Genomic DNA, 21808 nt, shown 5'->3' with positions numbered 1-21808 from the left:
CAGCCTGCCACAGGCAAAGTCGCGCGAAAAGTGGCAGCTTGGGGCAATGCGGGGAAAGCCGCTCACATCTGTGTCAGGCGGCGGTTCCGGCGGGCGGGCGGCGCCATTTCGCGGCGCGCTTGTCCATTATGCGCGACCAGGCGCGCGGGTAAAGCGCGATCAGCGCCATCACCGGAAGCGAGCGGGGCAGCATCGGTACATCGCCAAGCTCAAGCGTGGCATAGGGCTTCGTGGGGTGGGCGTGATGATCGGAATGGCGCGGCGCGTTGAGCATCATCGCGCCCGAATACCAATGGGGCGCGTTCCAGCTGTGGTGCGGGCCGACAGGCTCCAGCCGGGTGGGATCAATGCGGCGGCGCACCAGGCCGTAGTGTTGCACGTAATCCGACATCAGCAGTTGCAGCTGGGCAAAACCCGCCAGCAAGACGAACCAGAGCAGCCCGAAAAGCCCCCCCAGTACCAGGGCCAGCCCGGCAAAGCCGACCGCCCCCAGGATGTAGGTGACATAGGGGTGATGCAGGGCGGCGAAACGCAGGTTGCGCCGTGCCAGCAGGGCGGTTTCCATGTCGCGCCCGGCGGCGAAGCCTTCGGGCCAGGCGCGGGCCACGAAGGCGTAATAGGATTCGCCCAGTTGCGCGGTGTTCGGATCGTCGTGCGATCCGACAAAGCGGTGGTGGACCTTGGGATGGGCCGAGGTGTGATGCCCGAACAGAAGCGAGATGTAGATCCATTTGCCAAGCCGGAACAGCCAGCGGTTGCTGCGGTGAATCAGCTCGTGCGCATTGGAATTGCTGACCTGGCCCAGCCAGACCCCAACCCCCAGAAACACCCCGGCATGTTCGAGTGGTGACAGGACGCTGCCGCGCCCGAGGGCGTAGACGGCCGAAAACAGCAGGGCAAAGTGAAACCCGCCCAGAACCACCGAAAGCCCGTCCCCCGCCGGAAATTCGCACCCCGCGCTGGCATCGCGGGCCACCAGATGGTCAAGCGTGCCGGCAAGCAGCGTCATGCAGAACAGCCCCAGCCACAGCGCAGGCCCGCCCAGCAGGGTGCCCGCCAGAAGAAGGACGGCGGGCAGAAGCGTCGCGATGGCGAAAAGGCGGGTCGGTCCGGGCATCATGGGCCACATCCTGAGACAGATTCCGTGAAGTATCGCTGAACATGATGGCGCAAATTTGGCCGCCTGTCAGGTTTGCCGGGCCTTGTTGCGGGCACGGGGTGTCGCATTTGACATGGGCCATCGGGATTGGAAACGCTAGGGTGGCGGCAGGAATCTGGAAAGGCAGGACGCGACATGGCACTGGACGACCGCAAGGGTGTTTGGAAATCCGGCAAGGGCAGGGGGCGCAAGACGCCGAAGGGGCGGCAACTGGACGATGGCGCGCTGGCCCGCCTGCACGAGATCCTGGGCGACCGGCCGCGTCGGCGCGATCTGCTGATCGAACATCTGCACCTGATCCAGGATGCCGAGGGCTGTCTTTCGGCGCCGCTTTTGCGTGCCCTGGCCGAGGAAATGCGCCTGTCGATGGCCGAGGTGCAGGAGGTGGCAAGCTTCTATGCCCATTTCGATGTGGTGAAAGAGGGCGAGACGCCGCCGCCGGCCCTGACGATCCGGGTCTGTGATTCGCTGTCCTGTGAACTGGCCGGGGCGCAGGCGCTGAAATCGGCGCTGGAGCAGGGGCTTGATCCGGCGACGGTGCGGGTGCTGCGCGCGCCCTGCATGGGGCGCTGCGATACGGCGCCTGCGGTCGAGCTTGGCCACAACCACATCGACCGCGCAACGCCCGAAAAGGTGCGGGCCGCCATCGAAAGCGAGGATACGCACTGTCATATTCCCGACTATCAGGCCTATGAATCCTATGTATCCGACGGCGGATATAGCACTTTTGCAACATTGCGCGAGAGTGGTGACTGGGAAGCGGTGCAGGACAAGCTCTTGCAATCGGGCCTTCGGGGGCTGGGTGGTGCCGGCTTTCCCTCGGGCAAGAAATGGGGCTTCGTGCGGGCCAACGCCGGGCCGCGCTATCTGGCCGTGAACGGCGATGAGGGCGAGCCGGGCACCTTCAAGGACAGGTTCTATCTTGAGCGCAGACCGCATCTTTTCCTGGAAGGTATGCTGATCGCCGCCTGGGCCGTCGAGGCGGAGACCTGCTTCATCTACATGCGCGATGAATACCCCGCGGTTCTTGAAATCCTGCGCCGCGAGATTGCCGCGCTAGAATCCGCGGGCCTTGTGGCGCCCGGGTATATCGACCTGCGCCGTGGCGCCGGCGCCTATATCTGCGGCGAGGAAAGCGCCATGATCGAAAGCATCGAGGGCAAGCGCGGGCTGCCGCGCCATCGCCCGCCCTATGTCGCGCAGGTGGGCATCTTCGGCCGTCCGACCCTGGTGCACAACGTCGAAACCCTGCACTGGGTGGCGCGGATCTGCCGTGAAGGGCCGGGCATCCTGTCGTCGGTGGAAAGGAACGGGCGCAAGGGGCTGCGCAGCTTTTCGGTTTCGGGGCGGGTGGCCAGCCCCGGGGTCTATCTTCTGCCGGCCGGATCGACGATCCGCGACATCATCGCCGAGGCAGGCGGCATGGCCGAAGGGCATGTGTTCAAGGCCTATCAGCCCGGTGGCCCGTCTTCGGGGCTTCTGCCCGCCAGCGTCGATGACGTGCCGCTGGATTTCGACACGCTGCAACCCCTGGGCAGCTTCATCGGCTCGGCCGCCGTGGTCGTCCTGTCGGACGCCGACAGCGCAAGGGATGCCGCGCTGAACATGCTGCGCTTTTTCGAGGATGAAAGCTGTGGCCAATGCACGCCCTGCCGGGTCGGCTGTGAAAAGGCGGTCAAGCTGATGGAGGCGGAAACCTGGGATACCGCCCTGCTTGAGGATCTGTGCGAGGCGATGGCCGATGCGTCGATCTGCGGGCTGGGACAGGCGGCGCCCAATCCGATCCGCCTGACCATGGCGCATTTCCCGGAAGAAATCGGCGGCACGGGCGCCAGGGGCTAGGGGGCGGCGAAGGTGGCAAGGGTAAGGGGTATCGCCTTGAATTCCTTTGCCTTTCCCGGCCCGCGCATCTGGATCGGCTTGGTCAGCCAGTCGATCCAGCGCATTCGGTGGCACCAGGCGCGCGCCGCCTCCCAGACATGGGCGGGGTCTTCGGCGCGATAGGTTTCGATCGCGGCGGCCATTTCGGGCGTCATGCCGCGCCCCACGGTCAGCCCGTTGAAGACGAACATCACCAGGTCCATCGCGTGGCCCTTGGGTGTGTTACGCCGGGGCGCATAGCGTTCGAGATCGAGAAAGGTGATCTTTTCGCCGTCCCAGCAGATATCCTTCAGCGACGGCCGCCCGTGGCTCAGCCCCCGGCGATGCAGGTCGGCCAGCGCGCGGGCGGCGGCGCGGAAGGCGGGCAGATGCGCCGCGTCGTCGGTCATCAGGGTGTGAAGCGGTCGGCCCGAGTCGGCCATGGCAAAGAACTCCGGCCCCTCGGCCAGGATGCGCGGGGCAGGGGCGCCCAAGGCCGCCCATTCGTGCAGGGCGGCACGCTCGGCCTCGAAGGCGCGGGCGGAATCGCCCTTCTGCAGCCGGCGCACCGGGCCCAGCCTTTCGCGCCGCTTCAGCCAGATCGTCTTGCCGTCATGGATGATGTGCTGCACCCGGTCGGGGTTTTCGGCCAGCGCGGCCAGGATCGCGGAGTTCAGATCGGGCGGTGTCATGGGCGGGATATAGGGTGCGGCGCGCGCGCTGACAAACCCCCGCCCTTCCATCCGGCGCCCAACTGCCCTAACTGATGGGCAAGGGTTGCGAAAAGGGCCGCCGATGTCATTCTTCAACAAGCTGAAGAGCAAGTTGTTCAAGAGTTCCTCGAAGCTGGAGGAAGGTGTGGACGCCATCGTGGGCGACGCGACGGCGGAAGACACCGCGCCGCCCGCCGCCGCAGCCGAGCCTTCGCCGCCCCCCCCGCCGACGCCGGAGCCCGAGCGCGCACCCCCGGCCGCCGCACCCCCGGCGCCGGAACCTGAGGCAAAACCCGGCCTGTTGAACCGCCTTGTCGGGCGCGCGCCCGATGCGAATGTCGCCCGCCGCGCCTTGGACGACGACATGCTGGAGCAGTTGGAAGAACTGCTGATCACCGCCGACATGGGTGTGCAGACCGCCACCCGCGTCACCGCCAACATGGCCGAGGGCCGGTTCGGCAAGCGGATGTCGTCGGGCGAGATCCGCGCGCTGATGGCGCAGGAGATCGCCCGCATCATGGAGCCCGTCGCCCGGCCAATGCCGCTTTATCCGAACCGCCCGCAGGTCGTGCTGGTGGTGGGGGTCAACGGGTCGGGCAAGACGACGACCATCGGCAAGCTGGCCAGCCAGTTTCGCGCCGCCGGCAAATCGGTGGTGATCGCGGCGGGCGACACCTTCCGCGCGGCGGCGGTGGAACAGTTGCAGGTCTGGGGCGAACGCGCCGGCGTTCCGGTTCTGACGGCGCCCGAAGGCTCGGACCCGGCGTCGCTGGCCTTCGACGCGATGACCAAGGCCGAAGCCTCGGGGGCCGACCTTCTTCTGATCGACACGGCCGGGCGGCTGCACAACCGCGCCGACTTGATGGAAGAACTGAGCAAGATCGTCCGCGTGATCCGCAAGAAAGACCCTTCGGCGCCCCATAACACCCTGCTGGTGCTGGATGCGACCACCGGCCAGAACGCCCTGCAACAGGTGGAAATCTTCCAGAAGCTGGCCGATGTCAGCGGCCTGGTGATGACCAAGCTGGACGGCACGGCGCGCGGTGGCGTCCTTGTCGCGCTGGCCGACCGCTTCGGCCTGCCGATCCACGCCATCGGGGTTGGCGAACAGATCGACGATCTTTCCCCCTTCGACCCCGAGGAATTTGCCGTGGCCCTGACCGGCGCCGCGGTCTGAGGGATGACCGCTCAGGTTTCGAGCTGTCGCAGCGCCCAGAGCACCGCGACACAGATCACCGTGGCGATGACGGCCAGCGGCACCTGTCCGGCCCCGCAGGCCAGCCCGATTGCCCCCGCCAGCCACATGCCCGCCCCCGTGGTCAGGTTGTGGACCTTCGCGCCCTGGGTAAAGATCGCCCCGGCCGCAAGGAAGGCGACACCGGCGGTCACCGCCTCGATCAGGCGAAGCGGATCGACACGCAGTTCGGCATCGGCCCCGAAGGGCAGTGTGGCGATGCTTTGCGAGATGATGACAAACAGGCAGGCGGCCAGGGCGATCAGGATATGCGTGCGCAGCCCCGCCGCCTTCGAACGCAGCTCGCGTTCATACCCGATGGCGCCCCCCAGGATCACCGCCACCACCAGCCGCAGCGTGGCCACATCCACCGGCACGGTGCTGAATGTGCCTGTCAGATCGTTCAGGATGTTGTCAAACATGCGCCCTCGATTGCCGGTTGTTCCAGGGCCAACGCCTGAACCGCCCCGGGGGTTTCGCGGATGAGCGATTGGTTGCTGGCCATGGAGGGCACGGCCGCGGGGCACCAGCTTGCCCTGGCGCTGGCGCTGACGGCGGCGGTGCTGCATGCGGTCTTCGGCGCGTTGCAGAAGGGCATGCACGACCCATGGCTGACGCGCGGGGTGATCGACGCCTTCATCTTCCTCTTCGCGCTGCCCATCGCGCTTTTCGCCGTGCCCTGGCCCGAGGGCACCCAGTGGCTGTTGCTGGGGGGCGCGCTGCTGATCCATTTCGTCTACAAGGTGGGGATGGCGCTGGCCTATTCGCGCGGCGCCTTCACGGTGGTCTATCCCGTGGTGCGGGGCACCGGGCCGCTTTTCACCGTCATCGGCGCCTGGCTGATCTTCGGTGAAACCTTCGCGCCGATGCAGTGGGTGGGGGTGGCGGTTCTTCTGGCCGGAATCTTCGGGCTGGCGGTTTACAACCTGATCTTCATCGACCTGCAGCGCGATACCCTGGTGCCCGCCCTGTGGATCGCGCTGGCCACCGGCGGTTTGGTGGCCATCTATACCACTTACGACGCCTACGGCATCCGCGCGACGCCCGATCCCTTCACCTTCCTGGCCTGGTTCTTCGTGATCACGGCCATGGATTTTCCGCTGATCGGCTATCTGCGCTATCGCAGCCTGTCCCCGCGTCCGGCGCTGCGCCCGCTGTTGTCGCGGGGGGCCATCGGTGCGGTCATCGCCTTCGGCAGCTTCGGGTCGGTCATGCTGGCCACCCGGCTGGACAAGGTGGGCGAGGCGGCGGTGCTGCGCGAAACCTCGACGGTCTTCGCCGCCCTGATCGGCTGGCTCGTGCTGGGCGAAACGGTGGGACCGCGCCGGATGGCACTGATGGCATTGATCGCAGTCGGTGCCGTGATAGTAGAAATGGGAGGCTGACCGGAGACCATGATGCAAGAAAAATCCATCCCCGCATGGGCAAAATCGGCGCTGGAACTGGGGCCTGTGCTGTTGTTCTTCGCCGGCTACCTGATGTTGCGCGACCGGACCTTCACCATCGGGGGCACCGATTATTCCGGCTTCATCGTGATCACGGCGGCCTTCGTGCCGCTGATCGCGCTCAGCAGCTTCATCCTCTGGCGCCTGACCGGCAAGCTCAGCAAGATGCAGCTTCTGACTTTGGTCCTGGTGGTCGTCTTCGGGGGGCTGACCGTCTGGTTCAACGACGAACGCTTCTTCAAGATGAAGCCGACGCTGATCTACCTGATCTTCGGGGCGATCCTGGGGGTCGGGTTGCTGCGCGGCGAATCCTACCTGCGGGTGCTGATGGACGAGATGATCCCGCTGGAGCGGGAAGGCTGGATGATCCTGACCAAGCGGTTCATGCTGTTCTTCTTCGGCCTGGCCATCGCGAACGAGGTGATCTGGCGCACGATGTCCACCGACGCCTGGGTGAACTTCAAGACCTTCGGCCTGACCGCGGCGATGTTCGGTTTCTTCATGCTGCAAGGCAAGCTGTTCGAAACCTACAAGACGCGCGAGAAATAGGCACAGGCGCCTGCGGCGAGCGGGGAGGGGGCTGTCTGCCCCCGGCCCGTTCCGGGCCCCCCCGAGGATATTTCACGACCAAAGATGGAAAGTGGCCCATCCGCGCGGGGATGAGCCACCATCTTCGGTCACGATCATCGGCTTCCCAGCCTGTCCCGGACCCCGAGAATGGCATGATAAACCTTGCATTAAGGTTAACCGTTCCATCTTTGGTCTGAAAATATCCTCGGGGGGCTGGCGCAGCCAGCGGGGGGCAGACAGCCCCCCTCTGACGGCGCCAAGTGGATCAGCGTTTGAAGAGGTTGCCCTGGGCCTTCCTGTCGGATTGCAGGTCGGACCGTTTTTCGGCCGCGACCGCGCGTCCTGCGCTCACGCCCGGCCGGGCGGCGACTGTTTCCAGCCAGCGGGCCATGTGGGGTTTGTCCTCCAGTGTCTGCTGCTGGCCTTCCCAGAGCGATGCCCAGGGCCAGATCGCCATGTCGGCGATCGAAAAGAAGTCGCCGGCGACGAATTCGCTTTTCGCAAGCTGACGGTCAAGCACGCCGTAGAGGCGGCCCGTCTCGGCGCGATAGCGGTCTTTTGCGTAGGGCAGGTCATGGGGTGGGTCCATGGCCGGGGCGTATTTCAGGAAATGGTGCGCCTGGCCCGCCATGGGCCCAAGCCCGCCCATCTGCCACATCAGCCACTGGTCCACCGCCACGCGGTCGCGTTCCGTATCCCCGCAGAAGCGGCCCGTCTTGCGGGCGAGGTATTGCAGGATCGCGCCGGATTCGAAGATCGAGATCGGCGCACCGTCGGGGCCGTCGGGGTCGGTGATGGCGGGCATCCGGTTATTGGGCGCGATCTTCAGGAATTCGGGATCGAACTGCGCGCCGGCGCCGATGTCGATCAGCGTCACGTCGTAGGGCAGGCCCATTTCTTCAAGGGCTATGCTGACCTTCCAGCCGTTGGGCGTGGGCCAGTAGAAAAGATCGATTGGTTTGGACATTGGTTTCTCCGTTCGTCTGCCCTGACACTGGGGTGGACGGGCCCGGCGTGCAAGGGCGGCGCGCCGGGGGCTGTGCGCTTGACCGTCGCGGGGCGGGGCGCTATGGCTGGCGCCATCGTGGCGATTTGTTCACCGGATTGCGGGCCACGTTAAAAATTCCGCTAAAGAGGTCGGGACAAATGCCCCCGGCGCTTTGACGGTGGGGGTTTTTGTACGAGGGGCACCCATGACGAAAGACTGGAACACCCGCACCAAACTGGTGCATTCCGGAACCCGGCGCAGCCAGTATGGCGAAGTGTCGGAAGCGATCTTCCTGACACAGGGCTTTGTCTACGACAGCGCCGAACAGGCCGAGCAGCGGTTCCTGAAGTCGGGCGAGGATGAGTTCATCTATGCCCGCTACGGCAACCCCACGGTGCGGATGTTCGAAGAACGCATCGCCGCGCTTGAAGGGGCCGAGGATGCCTTTGCCACTGCCAGCGGCATGGCCGCCGTCAGCGGGGCGCTGACCGCGATGCTGAAGGCCGGCGATCACGTGGTCAGCAGCCGGGCGCTTTTCGGCTCGTGCCTGTACATCCTCGAGGATGTGCTGGCCCGCTTCGGGGTTGAGATCACCCTTGTCGATGGCACCGATCTTGACGCCTGGCGCGCCGCTGTCCGCCCCGATACCCGGGCCGTGTTCCTGGAATCCATCAGCAACCCGACGCTGGAGGTGATCGATCTGGAAGAGGTGGCGAAGATCGCCCATGGCGTGGGGGCCACGGTGGTGGTCGACAATGTCTTCGCCACCCCGATCTGGAGCCGTGCGCTGGAACTGGGTGCCGATGTCGTCGTCTATTCCACCACCAAGCATATCGACGGGCAGGGGCGTTGCCTTGGGGGCGTCATCCTGGGCACCCGCGAATTCATCCGCAAGACGGTGGAGCCCTACGTCAAGCATACCGGCGGCGCGATGTCGCCCTTCAACGCCTGGGTGATGCTGAAGGGCATGGAAACCCTGGATCTGCGCGTGCGCGCCATGACCGATGGTGCGACGAAGATCGCCGCCGCGCTGGACGGGCACGGGAAACTGGCGCGGGTCATCTTCCCGCATCTGCCCGACCATCCCCAGCATGACGTGGCCCTGCGGATGATGGAGAAGGGCGGCACCGTTCTGTCGATCGACATAGCGGGCGGGCAGGCGGCGGCCTTCCGGTTTCTCAATGCGCTGAAGATCATGACCATTTCCAACAACCTTGGCGATGCGAAATCCATCGTCACCCATCCCGCCACGACAACCCACCAGCGGCTGAGCGAAGAACAGCGCGCGACCCTTGGCATCACGCCGGGGCTGGTTCGGCTGTCGGTGGGTATCGAGGATGCCGATGATCTGCTGGCGGATATACTCGGGGCGCTGGATGCGGTTTGACGGGCGCATCGCCCTGTCGGCCGCCGGCCCGAGTGCGGGTTTGAACAGCGGTCGTGCGCCCGGCTGCGAAATGCGCTAGAACCTGTGGCAGGGCGGCGGTATCCGGTGCCGTCCGTCCCACCCTCTGTAGAGGCCGCCCATGAACGTTCACACTCCGCCCGGTGAATCCGAACGCGAAGATGCCGCAGAGGCCCTGAGGGTGCTGCGCGAATGGGCGGGGCGGTCGACTCCGGCCGAGATCGCCGCGCTGGACCCGGCCATCGCCGACCTGGCGCCAAGCCAGGCTGGCGCCACGACCGGCCTTTCGCGGGACTATCCTGCCGAGTTTCGCACCGATCCGGCCTATCTGGCCAGCCTGCCCGATCTTCAGAACGGCCCCGCCGCCCTGATCCGGGGGGCGCAGCGCCAGATCCAGCATGTGGGCATCAGCAACTTCCGCCTGCCGATCCGCTATCGCACCCGCGACGGGGCGCCCCTGATGCTGGAAACCAGCGTCACCGGCACCGTATCGCTTGAGGCGGACAAGAAGGGCATCAACATGTCGCGCATCATGCGCACCTTCTATACCCACGCGGAAAAGACGTTCAGTTTCAACGTGATCGAAGCGGCACTGGACGATTACAAGACCGACCTGGAGAGCTTTGACGCCCGCATCCAGATGCGCCTGTCCTTTCCCATGGCGCTGGGTTCGCTGCGGTCGGGGCTGGCGGGATACCAGTATTACGATATCGCGCTGGAACTGGTGGAGCAGGGCGGGGTACGCCAGCAGATCCTGCACCTTGATTACGTCTATTCCTCGACCTGCCCCTGTTCGCTGGAGCTGGCCGAACATGCCCGCCAGAACCGCGGGCAACTGGCGACGCCCCATTCCCAGCGCTCGGTCGCGCGGGTTTCGGTGGTGGTGCGCGACAGTGCCCCCTGTCTCTGGTTCGAAGACCTGATCGACCTGTGCCGCGCCGCAGTGCCGACGGAAACCCAGGTCATGGTCAAGCGCGAGGACGAACAGGCCTTTGCCGAGCTGAACGCCGCCAATCCGATCTTCGTGGAAGACGCCGCGCGCCTGTTTGCCGAAAGGTTGCAGGGGGATTCGCGGGTCGGGGATTACCGTATCGTGGCCAGCCACCAGGAAAGCCTGCACAGCCACGATGCCGTCTCTGTCCTGACCGAGGGGCCGACCTTCGCGCAGGCCAGCCTTGATCCGCGCCTGTTCTCCAGCCTTGTCCACGGCGGGTGACGCGCCCGTCATGACCTGTCGTTTTCGTGCTGCACCTGCACCCTGGCCTCTGCGCCTCCGGTTGACAGTTTCGCGCCATCTGGCCAAGCCTTTGCCATGATCGACCCGCGCCCTGTTGGATATGTGATCGGCCTGCTTGTGGCTGCCCTTGGCGCAACCATGGTCGTGCCCCTGATGGTTGATCTTGCCGCGGGCAACGGCCATTGGCCCGCATTTCTTGAGGCGGCTGTGATCGTGTCGCTGACCGGCGGGTTGATCGCGCTGGCCTGTTCCAATGGCGTTGTCGAACGGATCTCGATTCAGCAGACCTTCCTTCTGACCGTCGGGGTCTGGGTCATGCTGCCGATTTTCGGATCGCTGCCCTTCGTGCTGGGCGCCACGGGGGCCAGCCTGACGGATGCGATGTTCGAGGCGATGTCGGGCCTGACCACCACCGGATCGACAGTGTTCACCGGGCTTGATTCCCTGCCGCGGGGGCTTTTGCTGTGGCGTTCGATGTTGCAGTGGTTCGGCGGGATCGGGATCATCGTCGTGGCCATGGTCTTCATGCCCGAACTGCGGGTGGGCGGGATGCAGATCTTCCGCTCCGAGGCTTTCGATACCATGGGCAAGATCCTGCCCCGCGCCGCCGAGATCGCGGCCCAGATCAGCTGGATCTACGTCGCGCTGACCTTCATCTGCTTTCTCTGCTACCTGGCGCTGGGTCTGCCCAGCTTCGAGGCGATCAACCACGCGCTTACCACGCTGTCGACCGGCGGCTTCTCGACCACCGACCGATCCTTCGGGGCCTTCCAGGGCGCACCGGAATACGCCGCCTCGATCTTCATGATCCTCGCGAGCATGCCTTTCGTGCGCTACATCCAGCTTATCGCGGGCACCGCCCAGCCCTTCTGGCGCGATTCGCAGATCCGGGCCTTTCTTTCCGTGATCCTTGTCGTCGTGGTGGTGATGAGCATTTTCCAGATGGTGGCCGACGACCGCGACGCCGAGGCGTCGCTGCGCGAGGCGCTGTTCAACGTCACCTCGATCATCTCGGGCACCGGTTATGCCAGCGTCGACTACCAGCTTTGGGGCAGCTTCGCGATGGTGGTCTTCTTTCTGATCGGGCTGGTGGGGGGCTGTGCCGGATCGACCTGCTGTTCGATCAAGATCTTCCGTTATCAGATCCTGCTGGCGGCCATCTATTCGCAGATCCGGCGCATCCACTCGCCCCATGGCATCTTCACGCCGCGCTATGACGGGCGGCCCGTGGGCAGCGATGTCATGAACTCGGTCATTGCCTTCCTGGTGCTGTTCGTGGTGTCGCTGGGGGTGCTTTCGGTGCTTCTGGCCATGACGGGGCTGGATTTCGTCACCTCGCTTTCGGGGGCGGCGACGGCGATTGCCAATATCGGCCCCGGCCTTGGCCCGATCATCGGCCCGGCCGGGACCTTTGCGCCGATCAACGACACCGCCAAGTGGCTGCTGATCGCCGGGATGCTTGTTGGCCGGCTTGAGATCATGGCGGTCTATGTTCTGTTTACCGCGATGTTCTGGAGGGGATGATGAGCGAACGACCGCTGGGGGCGCAGATGTCCCACATGCTGAAGGCGCGGGGCGTCGATACCATTTTCGGGATTCCGGGCGTGCACAACGTCGAGATGTATCGCGGAATCGAAGAGGCCGGGATCACCCATGTGCTGGCCCGTCACGAACAGGGGGCGGGGTTCATGGCCGATGGCTATGCCCGTGCCACGGGTCGGGCGGGGGTGGCCTATGTGATCACCGGGCCGGGCCTTCTGAACGCGATGACGGCCATGGGCCAGGCCTGGTCGGATTCGGTTTCGCTGCTGGTGCTGTCGTCCTGCCTGGATGAAACGGCTTCGGTGCAGGGGCAGTTGCACCAGATGCGCGACCAGGAGGGCGCGGCCGCCACGGTCAGCGACTGGTCGCACACCGCGCGCGACGCCGACGGGGCCTTTGCCCTGATCGACCGGGCGCTGGGCGAATTCGCCACCCTGCGCAAGCGCACGAAACATATCCAGGTGCCGATCGCGGTGCTGGGCGCCTCGGCTGCACCGGCGCCCGATGCCATGCCGCTGGCCCAACCGCCGGTCGCGGCATCGGTGGAGCGTGAAGCGGCGTTGCTGGCCGCGGCCAAGCGGCCGCTCTTCATCTTCGGGGGGGGCGCGGCGGGGGCGTCGGATGCGGCGCGGGCGCTGTTGCAGCGCACGGGCGCCGCCAGCTTTACCACCTATGCCGGGCGGGGCATCGCCGCGCCGGATGATCCGCTGCATTTCGGCGCCCTGCTGGCCCGCCCCGACAGCGCGCAGGTGATCGCCAGCGCCGATCTGGTGTTGGCGATCGGAACCGAACTGGCCGAGGTCGATCTCTGGCGCGACGTGCTGGGCCATGAGGCACCGATGATCCGTGTCGATATCGACCCGCAAAGCCTGAACGACAGGCACCGGGCGGCCTATCCCGTGCTGTCGGATGCGGGCGGGTTCATGGGGCGGCTGCTGGCCGCCTGCGATGCGCCGCCCGCCACCGGCTGGAGCGGGGCCGAGGTGCGCGAGGCCCGCGCGAAGTGGCGTGCCGAGATCGACGCCGAGCGGCCCGGCATCCTGCCGATCTGCGATGCCCTGCGCGCGGCGCTGCCCGACGACACGATGGTCTATTCCGACATGACCCAGTTCGCCTATGCCGCCAAGGAAATCTGGCCCATGGCGCGGCCCGGCCACTGGCACCACCCCTTCGGCTTCGGCACCTTGGGCTATGCCCTTCCGGCGGCCATCGGTGGCGCGGTCGGGCGGCCCGGCCTGCCGACCGTGGCCATCGCGGGCGACTACGGCTTCCAGTATTCGTTGCAGGAATTGGGAACGGCCGTTGAACTGGGCCTGCCGCTGCCGATCCTGCTGTGGGACAATGGAAAGCTGAAGGAAATCGAAGACGCCATGGTGCGCAGCCAGATCGCGCCCAATGCCGTGGTGGCGCGCAACCCGGATTTCCTGGCGCTGGCCCGGGCCTATGGCGCGGGGGCCGTGGCCCCGGCGACGCTATCGGACCTGCAAGAGGCCGTGGGGGCCGCCCTGAAGGCGGACGGCCCGACCGTCATCCTGATGACGCCGGCGCTTAGCGCCAGCAGCTGACCAGCACCGTCATGTCGGTGGCCATGTCGTTCAGCACGCCGGCCTTCACCGGGCCGGCGCGTTCGGCGGCGGTGGCCGACAGGCCGTTGTCCGACAGGAAACCGGCGATGGTTTCCACATCGACGGCAAAGGATACCTGATCGGGCAGGGCGCGCCCGTCCTTGTCGATGCCGGGAACCAGCATTCCCAGGACCGCGCCGCTGACATCCAGGACCGGGCCGCCCACATCGCCCGGCTGCGCCGCAAGGTCGAGCCGCTTGATCGTCTCTTCGCCGTTCAGGCCGCGCAGATCGGCAAGCGTGCCGAAGGTCAGCGAGGGCGCACCAAGGATGCCCTCGTAGGAATAGCCCGAAAGCACCACATCCGATTGCAGCCGCGGCACGGCGGGCTGGAACCGGGCAAAGGCGCGCGGCGCCAGCGCCTGGTCGGGGGTGAGAAGGGCAAGGCCGCTGTCGGCATCGCTGGCCTTCAGGGTCGCCTCGACCTCTTCGTTCAGGGTGATGCGGCTGCACTGCTGCACGGCGGTGCTGGTGGTCAGGACATGGCCGCGCGGATCGACGTAGAAGCCGCTGAGCGACACTTCGGGGCGGCGCACCTCAAGCCCGGCCAGAAGGTCGATCCGCTGATCCTCGGTCGGGTCGCCCACAAGGTCGTCCATCACCTGGCCGGGAATGGCGGTGAAACTTGCCGTCATCTCGTCGATCACGCGCTGGCGGCGCTTTTCGTCGCCACGCGGCCAGATCAGGGTAAAGCCCTTGACCGTTCCGTCCTTGGTGACCGCCTCGGTCTGGCTGATGAACTCGGCGTTCTCGCCGATCAGGGTGAAGGAACTGCGCCGCTTTTCGCGGGCGCCCTCTTCGGGCACGATCTCAAGGGTCTGCATGATGTCGTAGAGACCGAAAAGCGTGTTCTCGTCGCCCCGCTGGGAAATCAGCAGGACCTTGGGAAATTTCGCGTCCTTGTGGGGACCGTAATGGGCGAAGGGTGGTTCGTAGGTGTCAAACCCCACCATGGCCAGCGGCAGCTTGATCTCGATGCCCGCCACATCGTCGCGCACGGTTTCCATGCCCAGCCCTTCAAGGATGGCATTATAGGCGGCCAGAAGCTCGGTCCGCTGGCGGGTGGTGAGAACGCCGGTCACGTCATAGCCCTTTGCCGCCTGCCATTCGCCCATGCTGGCGCGGGTGCCACGGCCGAAGGCGCCGTCGATGGCAGCGTCGTAGAAACCTTCCCATTGCAGCGCCACCTGCAGCGCGCGGCGTTCTTCGCCGGTCAACTGTGCTTCGCTGCGCCGGGCCTCGGCGGGGGTCTCATCGGCCGGTTCGGCGGGGATGACCGGCAGCGGCTCGGCCGTTTCGGTCAGCGGAGCGGCGGGGGACGGGGTGGCGGGCGTGGCCGGGGCCTGAGCCGCCGCGCCGCCGATGGGCCAGAACTGCGTGCCGAAGGATTGACCGTCGGTGACGAAGCTGTCGCCGGGAATGGCCCCCTGGCTGCGCAGATCACGACGCAGGCGATCGGCCACATCCTCGTCATAGGGGCCGACGACGATGGCGTGCCAGTTGGTCGATCCCAACTGGAAACCCGCCACGTTCGGCAGGCGCCGGGCATAGTCGGACGCGCGTTCCTGGGCGGCCTGCAGACGCGGCTGGGCCTCGACCTGAATCCACGAATTCTGTTGGGCCTGTGCGCCCGCCGCTACGAAGGCGGCCGTTACCACCACAAGACTTCTCATAAATCCGAACATTCTTATCCGCTCAACCCTTGTCAATTTCGCCATTTTCACAGCCGACCTCATGAGAGCGATATCTTGCACGAGGTCAAGAAACATTGAAGAGAGTGGCGGGCGCAATTGACCCTTGTTGCCCATGTGCCTATGCAGAACCCGCTTTTGCCCGCCAGAATTACGAGGCCCACAGTGGACACGCCCCAGAGCTTTCAAGAGATCATCCTGCGCCTGCAGACCTATTGGGCCGCCCGCGGCTGTGCCGTCATGCAGCCCTACGATCTTGAGGTGGGGGCGGGCACCTTCCACCCCGCCACGACGCTGAGGGCGCTTGGCCCCAACCCCTGGGCGGCCGCCTATGTGCAACCTTCGCGCCGCCCCACCGACGGGCGCTATGGCGAAAACCCCAACCGGTTGCAGCATTACTATCAGTTCCAGGTGCTGATCAAACCCTCGCCGCCCGACCTGCAAGAGCTTTACCTCGGCTCGCTTGCGGCCATCGGCATCGACATGGCGCTGCATGACATCCGCTTTGTCGAAGACGACTGGGAATCGCCCACGCTGGGGGCCTGGGGCCTGGGGTGGGAGGTCTGGTGCGATGGCATGGAAGTGTCGCAGTTCACCTATTTCCAGCAGGTCGGCGGGCATGACTGCCGCCCCGTCTCGGGCGAACTGACCTACGGGTTGGAGCGTCTGGCGATGTATATCCTTGGCGTCGATCATGTCATGGACATGCCCTTCAACGCCCCCGATGCGCCGATCCCGCTGACCTATGGCGATGTCTTCCGCCAGACCGAGCAGGAATATTCGCGCTGGAACTTCGACGTCGCCGACACCGACACCCTGCTTCAGCATTTCAAGGATGCCGAGGCCGAATGCCACCGGATCATCGCCCAGGAGGCCGACGATCCGAAATCGGGCAAGCGTATCGTCATGGTGCACCCGGCCTATGACCAGTGCATCAAGGCCAGCCACCTGTTCAACCTGCTGGATGCGCGCGGCGTGATCTCGGTCACCGAACGCCAGGCCTATATCGGCCGGGTGCGCGCGCTGGCCAAGGCCTGTGCCGACGCCTACCTTGAAACGCCGCAGGGGGGCTGGGCCGCATGAGCGCGCAACATTGCCCCGGATCGGAGGCACCATGAATGGCCGCATCATCGGAGGGACCATCGTGATCTCAGCGCTCGTCGCCGGAGCGACGATGTATTACCTTCAGGTCTATGCCTTCTACGACAAGGTTGAATACACCCCGGACGACGTGCAGCTGACCATGCTGGCAACCGACGCACCCGAGGCCATCCTGGCCGAGGATTTCCGCGGCATCGACGCCGACAGTTCGCCCCTGCGGTTCCGCGCCTGTTTCACCACTCCGATGAGCCAGGCCATGCTGACCGAAACCTATGTCACCTACGAAAACGCCCAGCCGCTGACCGCGCCGGGTTGGTTCGACTGTTTCGATGCCGAAACCATCGGCGCGGCGCTGGAAACCGGCGAGGCGATCGCCTTTCTGGGGCAGGAGAACATCGAATACGGTGTCGACCGTGTGGTGGCGGTTTTCGACGATGGCCGCGCCTATGCCTGGCACCAGCTGAACCACTGCGGCGACAAGGAATATGACGGCACCCCCGCCGGGCCGTCCTGTCCGCCGCGCGACTGAACCAATTTCACGAAAAGAACCCTGACATGGCACATCTGCTGATCGAACTGTTTTCCGAGGAAATTCCCGCCCGGATGCAGGCCCGCGCCGCCGAGGACCTGAAGAAACGCATGACCGACGGCCTGGTCGAGGCTGGTCTGACCTATGCCTCGGCCGGGGCCTTCCACACGCCGCGCCGTCTTGCGCTGTCGGTCGAGGGGCTACTGGATGGTGCCCCCGCCAAGCGGGAAGAGCGCAAGGGCCCGCGCGTCGATGCGCCGCAAAAGGCGATCGAGGGTTTCCTGCGCTCGACCGGGCTGACCCGCGAGGATTTGCAGGTGCGCGACGAAAAGAAGGGGCAGGTCTACGTCGCGGTGATCGAAACGCCGGGCCGCCCCGCCGATGCCATCGTCGCCGAGGTGCTGGAGCAGGTGGTGCGCAATTTCCCCTGGCCCAAGTCCATGCGCTGGGGTGCGGGCGATCTGCGCTGGGTGCGGCCGCTGCATTCGATCCTGTGCATCCTTTCGGCCGAGGATGGCCACCGGGTGGTGGACCTTGAAATCGACGGCATCCGCGCGGGCGACACCACGCGCGGTCATCGCTTCCTGGCGCCCGATGCCTTTTCGGTCACCGGTTTTGATGACTACGCGGCCAAGCTGGCGCGCGCCAAGGTGATGCTTTCTGCCCAAGACCGCGCCGATCACATCTGGGCCGATGCCACCACCGCCGCCTTTGCCCAGGGGCTGGAGGTTGTGGAAGACGCCGCGCTTCTGTCCGAGGTGGCCGGCCTGGTGGAATGGCCGGTCGTGCTGATGGGGCGGATCGGCGAGGATTTTCTGCACCTGCCGCCCGAGGTGCTGCAAACCTCAATGCGCGAACATCAGAAGTTCTTCAGCGTTCGCGACCCGAAATCAGGCCAGATTGTTCGATTTGTGACAGTCGCCAACCGCACCACCGCCGATGACGGCGCCACGATCCTGTCGGGCAACCAGAAGGTTCTGTCGGCCCGCCTGTCGGATGCGCGGTTCTTCTGGGACAATGACCTGCGGGTGGCGAAATCCGACCTTGGTGCATGGGCGAAGGCGCTGGAAAACGTCACCTTCCACAACAAGCTGGGCACCCTGGCCGACCGGGTCGCGCGGGTGCAGGCCCTGTCGCGCGAGATCGCGCCGGTGGTGGGGGCCGACCCCGAGCAGGCCGCGCTGGCCGCCGGGCTGGCCAAGGCCGACCTGACCTCGGAAATGGTTTACGAATTCCCCGAACTTCAGGGGCTCATGGGCCGGTATTACATCGCGGCGGCGGGCCACCCCGAAGAGGTGGCGGCCGTGGCGCAGGATCACTATTCGCCGCTGGGCCCGTCCGACGATGTGCCCACCGCGCCGCTTTCGGTAGTGGTCGCCCTGGCCGACAAGCTGGACGTGCTGGCCGGCTTCTGGTCGATCGACGAGAAACCGACCGGCAGCAAAGACCCCTTCGCCCTGCGCCGCGCCGCGCTGGGGGTGATCCGGCTGCTGCTGACCTCGGGCCTTCGAATGCAGCTTACGACCGTTTTGGGCGCCTTGCCCGAAGACAAGGCCGCCGACCTGGTGGCGTTCATCCACGACCGGCTCAAGGTCTACCTGCGCGACCAGGGTATCCGGCATGACGTGATTGACGCCTGCCTGGCCATGCCGGGCAGTGACGACTTCACGCTTTTGGTCAACCGGGCCAATGCCCTGGCCGATTTCCTGAAAACGGACGATGGCGAAAACCTGTTGCAGGGGTTCAAGCGGGCCAACAACATCCTGGCCCAGGCCGAGGCGAAGGATGGTGTCGAATACTCCTATGGGGCCGATGTCAAATACGCCGAAACCGACGAGGAGAAGGCGCTTTTCGCCGCGCTTGATACCGCAGATGCACAGATCGCGCCCGCCATGCAGGCCGAGGATTTCGCCGCCGCCATGTCGGCCATGGCCGCCCTGCGCGCGCCCATCGACGGCTTCTTCGAGGCGGTGCAGGTGAACGCCGAAAGCCAGGTGATCCGCCGCAACCGGTTGAATTTGCTAAGCCGCATCCGCACCATCTGTCTTGGCGTCGCCGATCTGACCCGCATCGAAGGCTAGGCCCGGACGTAATCCTTGCATGACACCGCAAGGGGGCTATCCTGCGCGCGACATCGGAGCGCCGCAGTGCAGAAAACCGTCGAAAGCCAGGCCCATACCGCGATAACCGCCACCGCCGCCATTTCGGCGGCGGAGCATGGGGGGCGCGCGAAATGCTTGCAGCGGCTGATCCGCATGGGCCTGCCCGTGCCGCAGACCGTCGCGCTTGGCTGTGACATGGTGCGCCGCATCGCCTTGGGCGAACTGCCCGACCTGGGGCCGCTGTTCGATGAGCTGGGGCGCGACAGATTGCTGTCGGTACGCCCCTCGGGGCAGGTCTCTGATTGGGGCGGGCCGGGGGCGATCCTGAACATCGGGATGAACGACGCCCAGCACAGACGCCTGACCGGGCTGATCGGGCCAGAGGCGGCAGATGCACTGTATGTCCGGTTTATACAATCCTATGCCGTTCTTGTGGATCGGCTTGACCCGGATATGTTCGAAATATCCAAGCCCGACGCCAGCGCCATTCCGGCACTCCTGGCGGCCTATGAAGCGGAGCTGGACGAACCTTTCCCGCAGAACCCCGAACGCCAGCTGAGCGATGTGCTGCGGTCGATGGCGCGGGCCTGGGAGGGAACCTCGGCGCGCCTGCTGCGCCAGGCCAAGGGCGCGCCCAGCGATGCCGGGCTGGGGCTGGTGGTGCAGGTGATGGCCCTGGGGGTGGGGCATGGCCGCCGGGGCGAATGCGGCTCGGGCGTGATCCAGTTCATCGACTCTGCCACGGGTCTGGCTCAGGTCACGGGCCGCTATCTGAGCCAGAGCCAGGGGCGCGAGGCACTGGTGGAAGGCGCGCGGGCCATCTACCTGACGCGCGACGGGCGCGGCGCCTCGCTGGAGGAACTTTGCCCCGAAACCTTCGATGAACTCGTCGCCTTCGGCGCGCTTTGCCGCAGTCGGCTGCGCGAAGAGATGCAGATCGAATTCACCATAGATGCCGGGCGGTTGCACATCCTTGATGCCGTGCGGGTGCCGCGCAATACCCGGGCCGCGGTGCGGGTGGCGGTGGCCCTGGCGCAGGACGGGATCATTCCGCGCTCGGAGGCGGTGCTGCGGATCGAACCCACCGCCCTGTCCGACCTGCTGCACCCCCAGGTCGATCCCGACGGCCCGCGCGACAGTTTTGCCCGGGGGATCGCGGCCAGCCCGGGCGCGGCCACCGGGCGGCTAGTCTTCACGGCGCGGGCGGCGCAGGCCAGCGCGGCGCGCGAGGAAGCCTGCATTCTGGTGCGTCGCGAAACCAAGCCCGACGACGTGCGTGGGATGCTGGCCTCGGTCGCTGTCCTGACCGAGAAGGGCGGCGTCACCAGCCATGCCGCGGTGATCGCCCGGGGGCTTGGCCTTCCCTGTGTCGTCGGGGCCTCGGGCATTGCCATCGACACCCGCGCCCGGACCCTGACCGGCGATCATGGCCGCGTGTTTCACGAGGGCGACATGGTGACGATCGACGGCAGCCAGGGGGTGGCGCTGGTCGGGGCGGCACGGCTTGTCGAACCGGCGCTGGATGATGCCTTCCGCACGCTGCTGGGCTGGGCCGACGGTCTGCGCGACATCGGCGTGCGCGCCAATGCCGACACCCGCGCCGAGGCCGACATGGCCCGCCGTTTCAACGCCGAGGGCATCGGGCTGTGCCGCACCGAACACATGTTCTTCGACGCCGACCGCCTGACCGTGATGCGCGAGATGATCTTCGCGGCAAGGCCGGAAGACCGCGCCGCCGCGCTGGAGCGGTTGCTGCCGGTTCAGCGGTCGGATTTTGCCGACATGTTCCGCGTCATGGAGGGGCTGCCGGTCTGCATTCGCCTGCTTGATCCGCCCCTGCACGAATTCCTTCCCGAAGGGCGCGAGGGGCTGCTGGGTCTGGCCGAGGCGCTGGACCTGCCGTTGGCCAAGGTAATCGCGCGGGTCGAATCCCTGCGCGAGGTGAACCCGATGCTGGGCATGCGCGGCGTGCGGCTGGGCATCGCGGTGCCCGAGATCTACGACATGCAGGCGCGCGCAATCTTCGAGGCCGCGGTCGAGGTGGGCGGCCGCGTCGTGCCCGAGGTGATGATCCCGCTGGTTTCGGCCCGCCGCGAGGTTGAACTGGTACGCCTTCGGGTCGATGGCGTGGCGGCGGCGGTGCGGGGCGAAACCGGCGTCGATTTCCGCTATCGCATGGGGGTGATGGTGGAAACGCCCCGCGCGGCCCTGCGCGCCGGTGAGATCGCGGAAACCGTCGCCTTCCTGTCCTTCGGAACCAACGACCTGACCCAGATGACCTTCGGATTGTCGCGCGACGATGCCGGGCGCTTCATGGGGCCCTATGTGCAACAGGGGGTCTTTCTTGAAGATCCCTTCCTGCGGCTGGATGTCGACGGGGTGGGAGAGTTGCTGACGCTGGGCGTGGAGCGTTCGCGCAGGGCCCATCCGGGCATCACCCTTTCGGTCTGTGGCGAACATGGGGGTGATCCCGAAAGCATCGCTTTCTGCCGCGCGGCGGGGTTCGATTATGTCTCGTGCTCGCCGTTCCGGGTGCCGATGGCGCGCCTGGCCGCCGCGCACCTGGCGATCCGCGACAAGATGAAGACGCCGCGCTAAGCGGTCGCGG

General features: G+C 66.0%; 17 protein-coding genes and 1 riboswitch. Of the genes, 12 read left to right on the top strand and 5 right to left on the bottom strand.

From position 1 onward, the window contains the following. Positions 1–73: 73 nt before the first annotated feature. A complete protein-coding gene (locus H7828_RS01520; protein WP_342592278.1) occupies positions 74–1120 on the bottom strand; it encodes an alkane 1-monooxygenase in 1047 nt (348 codons plus the stop codon). A 174-nt stretch (positions 1121–1294) separates the two neighbouring features. On the opposite strand from H7828_RS01520, the gene H7828_RS01515 reads away from it, so the two are divergent. Next, positions 1295–3001, top strand: coding sequence for an NAD(P)H-dependent oxidoreductase subunit E (locus H7828_RS01515; RefSeq protein WP_226779171.1), 1707 nt, complete (start codon positions 1295–1297; stop codon positions 2999–3001). On the opposite strand, the gene H7828_RS01510 is transcribed toward H7828_RS01515, so the two are convergent. Continuing rightward, complete coding sequence (locus tag H7828_RS01510; RefSeq protein ID WP_226779170.1) at positions 2998–3762, bottom strand: BUD32 family EKC/KEOPS complex subunit; 765 nt, start codon at positions 3760–3762, stop codon at positions 2998–3000. The two genes, H7828_RS01515 and H7828_RS01510, sit on opposite strands and share 4 nt — an antisense overlap. 52 nt (positions 3763–3814) lie before the next feature. On the opposite strand from H7828_RS01510, the gene ftsY reads away from it, so the two are divergent. Continuing rightward, entirely contained in the window at positions 3815–4909 is a 1095-nt protein-coding gene (gene ftsY, locus H7828_RS01505; protein ID WP_226779169.1) for a signal recognition particle-docking protein FtsY, read from the top strand. A gap of 11 nt (positions 4910–4920) precedes the next feature. Here the strand turns inward: ftsY and H7828_RS01500 are convergent, their stop codons facing one another. Then, on the bottom strand, positions 4921–5388 hold the full coding sequence (locus H7828_RS01500; protein ID WP_226779168.1) for an MgtC/SapB family protein: 468 nt from the start codon (positions 5386–5388) through the stop codon (positions 4921–4923). Positions 5389–5448: 60 nt separating this feature from the next. Here H7828_RS01500 and H7828_RS01495 point away from each other — a divergent pair, with 60 nt between their 5' ends. Together H7828_RS01495 and H7828_RS01490 are read left to right on the top strand one after the other, a co-directional pair. Next, on the top strand, positions 5449–6351 hold the full coding sequence (locus H7828_RS01495; RefSeq protein WP_226779167.1) for a DMT family transporter: 903 nt from the start codon (positions 5449–5451) through the stop codon (positions 6349–6351). Positions 6352–6363: 12 nt separating this feature from the next. Next, complete coding sequence (locus tag H7828_RS01490; protein ID WP_226779166.1) at positions 6364–6960, top strand: inner membrane-spanning protein YciB; 597 nt, start codon at positions 6364–6366, stop codon at positions 6958–6960. A gap of 286 nt (positions 6961–7246) precedes the next feature. On the opposite strand, the gene H7828_RS01485 is transcribed toward H7828_RS01490, so the two are convergent. Then, a complete protein-coding gene (locus H7828_RS01485) occupies positions 7247–7948 on the bottom strand; it encodes a glutathione S-transferase N-terminal domain-containing protein (protein ID WP_226779165.1) in 702 nt (233 codons plus the stop codon). Between the two features lie 107 nt (positions 7949–8055). Further along, positions 8056–8134, top strand: a riboswitch (SAM riboswitch). Positions 8135–8174: 40 nt separating this feature from the next. On the opposite strand from H7828_RS01485, the gene metZ reads away from it, so the two are divergent. The 4 genes from metZ to H7828_RS01465 all read left to right on the top strand — a co-directional run bounded on the left by metZ (position 8175) and on the right by H7828_RS01465 (position 13718). Further along, positions 8175–9356, top strand: a complete 1182-nt coding sequence (gene metZ / locus H7828_RS01480; protein ID WP_226779164.1) for an O-succinylhomoserine sulfhydrylase — start codon at positions 8175–8177, stop codon at positions 9354–9356. Positions 9357–9495: 139 nt separating this feature from the next. Further along, positions 9496–10590, top strand: a complete 1095-nt coding sequence (folE2, locus tag H7828_RS01475) for a GTP cyclohydrolase FolE2 (RefSeq protein ID WP_226779163.1) — start codon at positions 9496–9498, stop codon at positions 10588–10590. A 96-nt stretch (positions 10591–10686) separates the two neighbouring features. Beyond that, the gene (locus H7828_RS01470) at positions 10687–12135 is read left to right on the top strand and encodes a TrkH family potassium uptake protein (protein ID WP_226779162.1); all 1449 of its coding nucleotides are present in this window, start codon (positions 10687–10689) and stop codon (positions 12133–12135) included. Beyond that, complete coding sequence (locus tag H7828_RS01465; protein WP_226779161.1) at positions 12135–13718, top strand: thiamine pyrophosphate-binding protein; 1584 nt, start codon at positions 12135–12137, stop codon at positions 13716–13718. The genes H7828_RS01470 and H7828_RS01465 overlap by 1 nt, the downstream gene beginning before the upstream one ends. Here H7828_RS01465 and H7828_RS01460 read toward each other — a convergent pair. Then, on the bottom strand, positions 13702–15450 hold the full coding sequence (locus tag H7828_RS01460; RefSeq protein WP_226779160.1) for a serine protease: 1749 nt from the start codon (positions 15448–15450) through the stop codon (positions 13702–13704). The genes H7828_RS01465 and H7828_RS01460 overlap by 17 nt on opposite strands. A 141-nt stretch (positions 15451–15591) precedes the next feature. Between H7828_RS01460 and H7828_RS01455 the strand changes: the two genes are divergently transcribed. The 4 genes from H7828_RS01455 (at position 15592) to H7828_RS01440 (ending at position 21798) form a co-directional block, all read left to right on the top strand. Next, the gene (locus tag H7828_RS01455; RefSeq protein ID WP_226779740.1) at positions 15592–16551 is read left to right on the top strand and encodes a glycine--tRNA ligase subunit alpha; all 960 of its coding nucleotides are present in this window, start codon (positions 15592–15594) and stop codon (positions 16549–16551) included. 31 nt (positions 16552–16582) lie between these two features. Then, positions 16583–17098 (top strand): DUF6446 family protein, encoded by a 516-nt coding sequence (locus tag H7828_RS01450; protein WP_226779159.1) that lies wholly within the window; start codon positions 16583–16585, stop codon positions 17096–17098. 26 nt (positions 17099–17124) lie between these two features. Then, a complete protein-coding gene (gene glyS, locus H7828_RS01445; protein WP_226779158.1) occupies positions 17125–19179 on the top strand; it encodes a glycine--tRNA ligase subunit beta in 2055 nt (684 codons plus the stop codon). 66 nt (positions 19180–19245) lie between these two features. After that, positions 19246–21798, top strand: coding sequence for a putative PEP-binding protein (locus H7828_RS01440; protein ID WP_226779157.1), 2553 nt, complete (start codon positions 19246–19248; stop codon positions 21796–21798). Positions 21799–21808: the final 10 nt, after the last annotated feature.

It is taken from the genome of Oceaniglobus trochenteri, assembly GCF_020529025.1.
GTDB classification, from domain to species: Bacteria; Pseudomonadota; Alphaproteobacteria; order Rhodobacterales; family Rhodobacteraceae; genus Oceaniglobus; species Oceaniglobus trochenteri.
Note: the sequence above shows the minus strand (reverse complement) of the source record. Positions and strands in the feature narration are given on the sequence as shown.

What these genes read in the sequence shown, in the direction of transcription:
- metZ (WP_226779164.1), top strand. Translation starts at nt 8,175, where the DNA reads ATGACGAAAGACTGGAACACCCGCACCAAACTGGTGCATTCCGGAACC.
- H7828_RS01470 (WP_226779162.1), top strand. Translation starts at nt 10,687, where the DNA reads ATGATCGACCCGCGCCCTGTTGGATATGTGATCGGCCTGCTTGTGGCT.
- H7828_RS01510 (WP_226779170.1), bottom strand. Translation starts at nt 3,762, where the DNA reads ATGGAAGGGCGGGGGTTTGTCAGCGCGCGCGCCGCACCCTATATCCCG.
- H7828_RS01465 (WP_226779161.1), top strand. Translation starts at nt 12,135, where the DNA reads ATGAGCGAACGACCGCTGGGGGCGCAGATGTCCCACATGCTGAAGGCG.
- H7828_RS01485 (WP_226779165.1), bottom strand. Translation starts at nt 7,948, where the DNA reads ATGTCCAAACCAATCGATCTTTTCTACTGGCCCACGCCCAACGGCTGG.
- H7828_RS01515 (WP_226779171.1), top strand. Translation starts at nt 1,295, where the DNA reads ATGGCACTGGACGACCGCAAGGGTGTTTGGAAATCCGGCAAGGGCAGG.
- ftsY (WP_226779169.1), top strand. Translation starts at nt 3,815, where the DNA reads ATGTCATTCTTCAACAAGCTGAAGAGCAAGTTGTTCAAGAGTTCCTCG.
- H7828_RS01495 (WP_226779167.1), top strand. Translation starts at nt 5,449, where the DNA reads ATGAGCGATTGGTTGCTGGCCATGGAGGGCACGGCCGCGGGGCACCAG.
- H7828_RS01490 (WP_226779166.1), top strand. Translation starts at nt 6,364, where the DNA reads ATGCAAGAAAAATCCATCCCCGCATGGGCAAAATCGGCGCTGGAACTG.
- H7828_RS01520 (WP_342592278.1), bottom strand. Translation starts at nt 1,120, where the DNA reads ATGATGCCCGGACCGACCCGCCTTTTCGCCATCGCGACGCTTCTGCCC.
- H7828_RS01455 (WP_226779740.1), top strand. Translation starts at nt 15,592, where the DNA reads ATGCAGAACCCGCTTTTGCCCGCCAGAATTACGAGGCCCACAGTGGAC.
- H7828_RS01460 (WP_226779160.1), bottom strand. Translation starts at nt 15,450, where the DNA reads ATGAGAAGTCTTGTGGTGGTAACGGCCGCCTTCGTAGCGGCGGGCGCA.
- H7828_RS01500 (WP_226779168.1), bottom strand. Translation starts at nt 5,388, where the DNA reads ATGTTTGACAACATCCTGAACGATCTGACAGGCACATTCAGCACCGTG.
- H7828_RS01450 (WP_226779159.1), top strand. Translation starts at nt 16,583, where the DNA reads ATGAATGGCCGCATCATCGGAGGGACCATCGTGATCTCAGCGCTCGTC.
- glyS (WP_226779158.1), top strand. Translation starts at nt 17,125, where the DNA reads ATGGCACATCTGCTGATCGAACTGTTTTCCGAGGAAATTCCCGCCCGG.
- folE2 (WP_226779163.1), top strand. Translation starts at nt 9,496, where the DNA reads ATGAACGTTCACACTCCGCCCGGTGAATCCGAACGCGAAGATGCCGCA.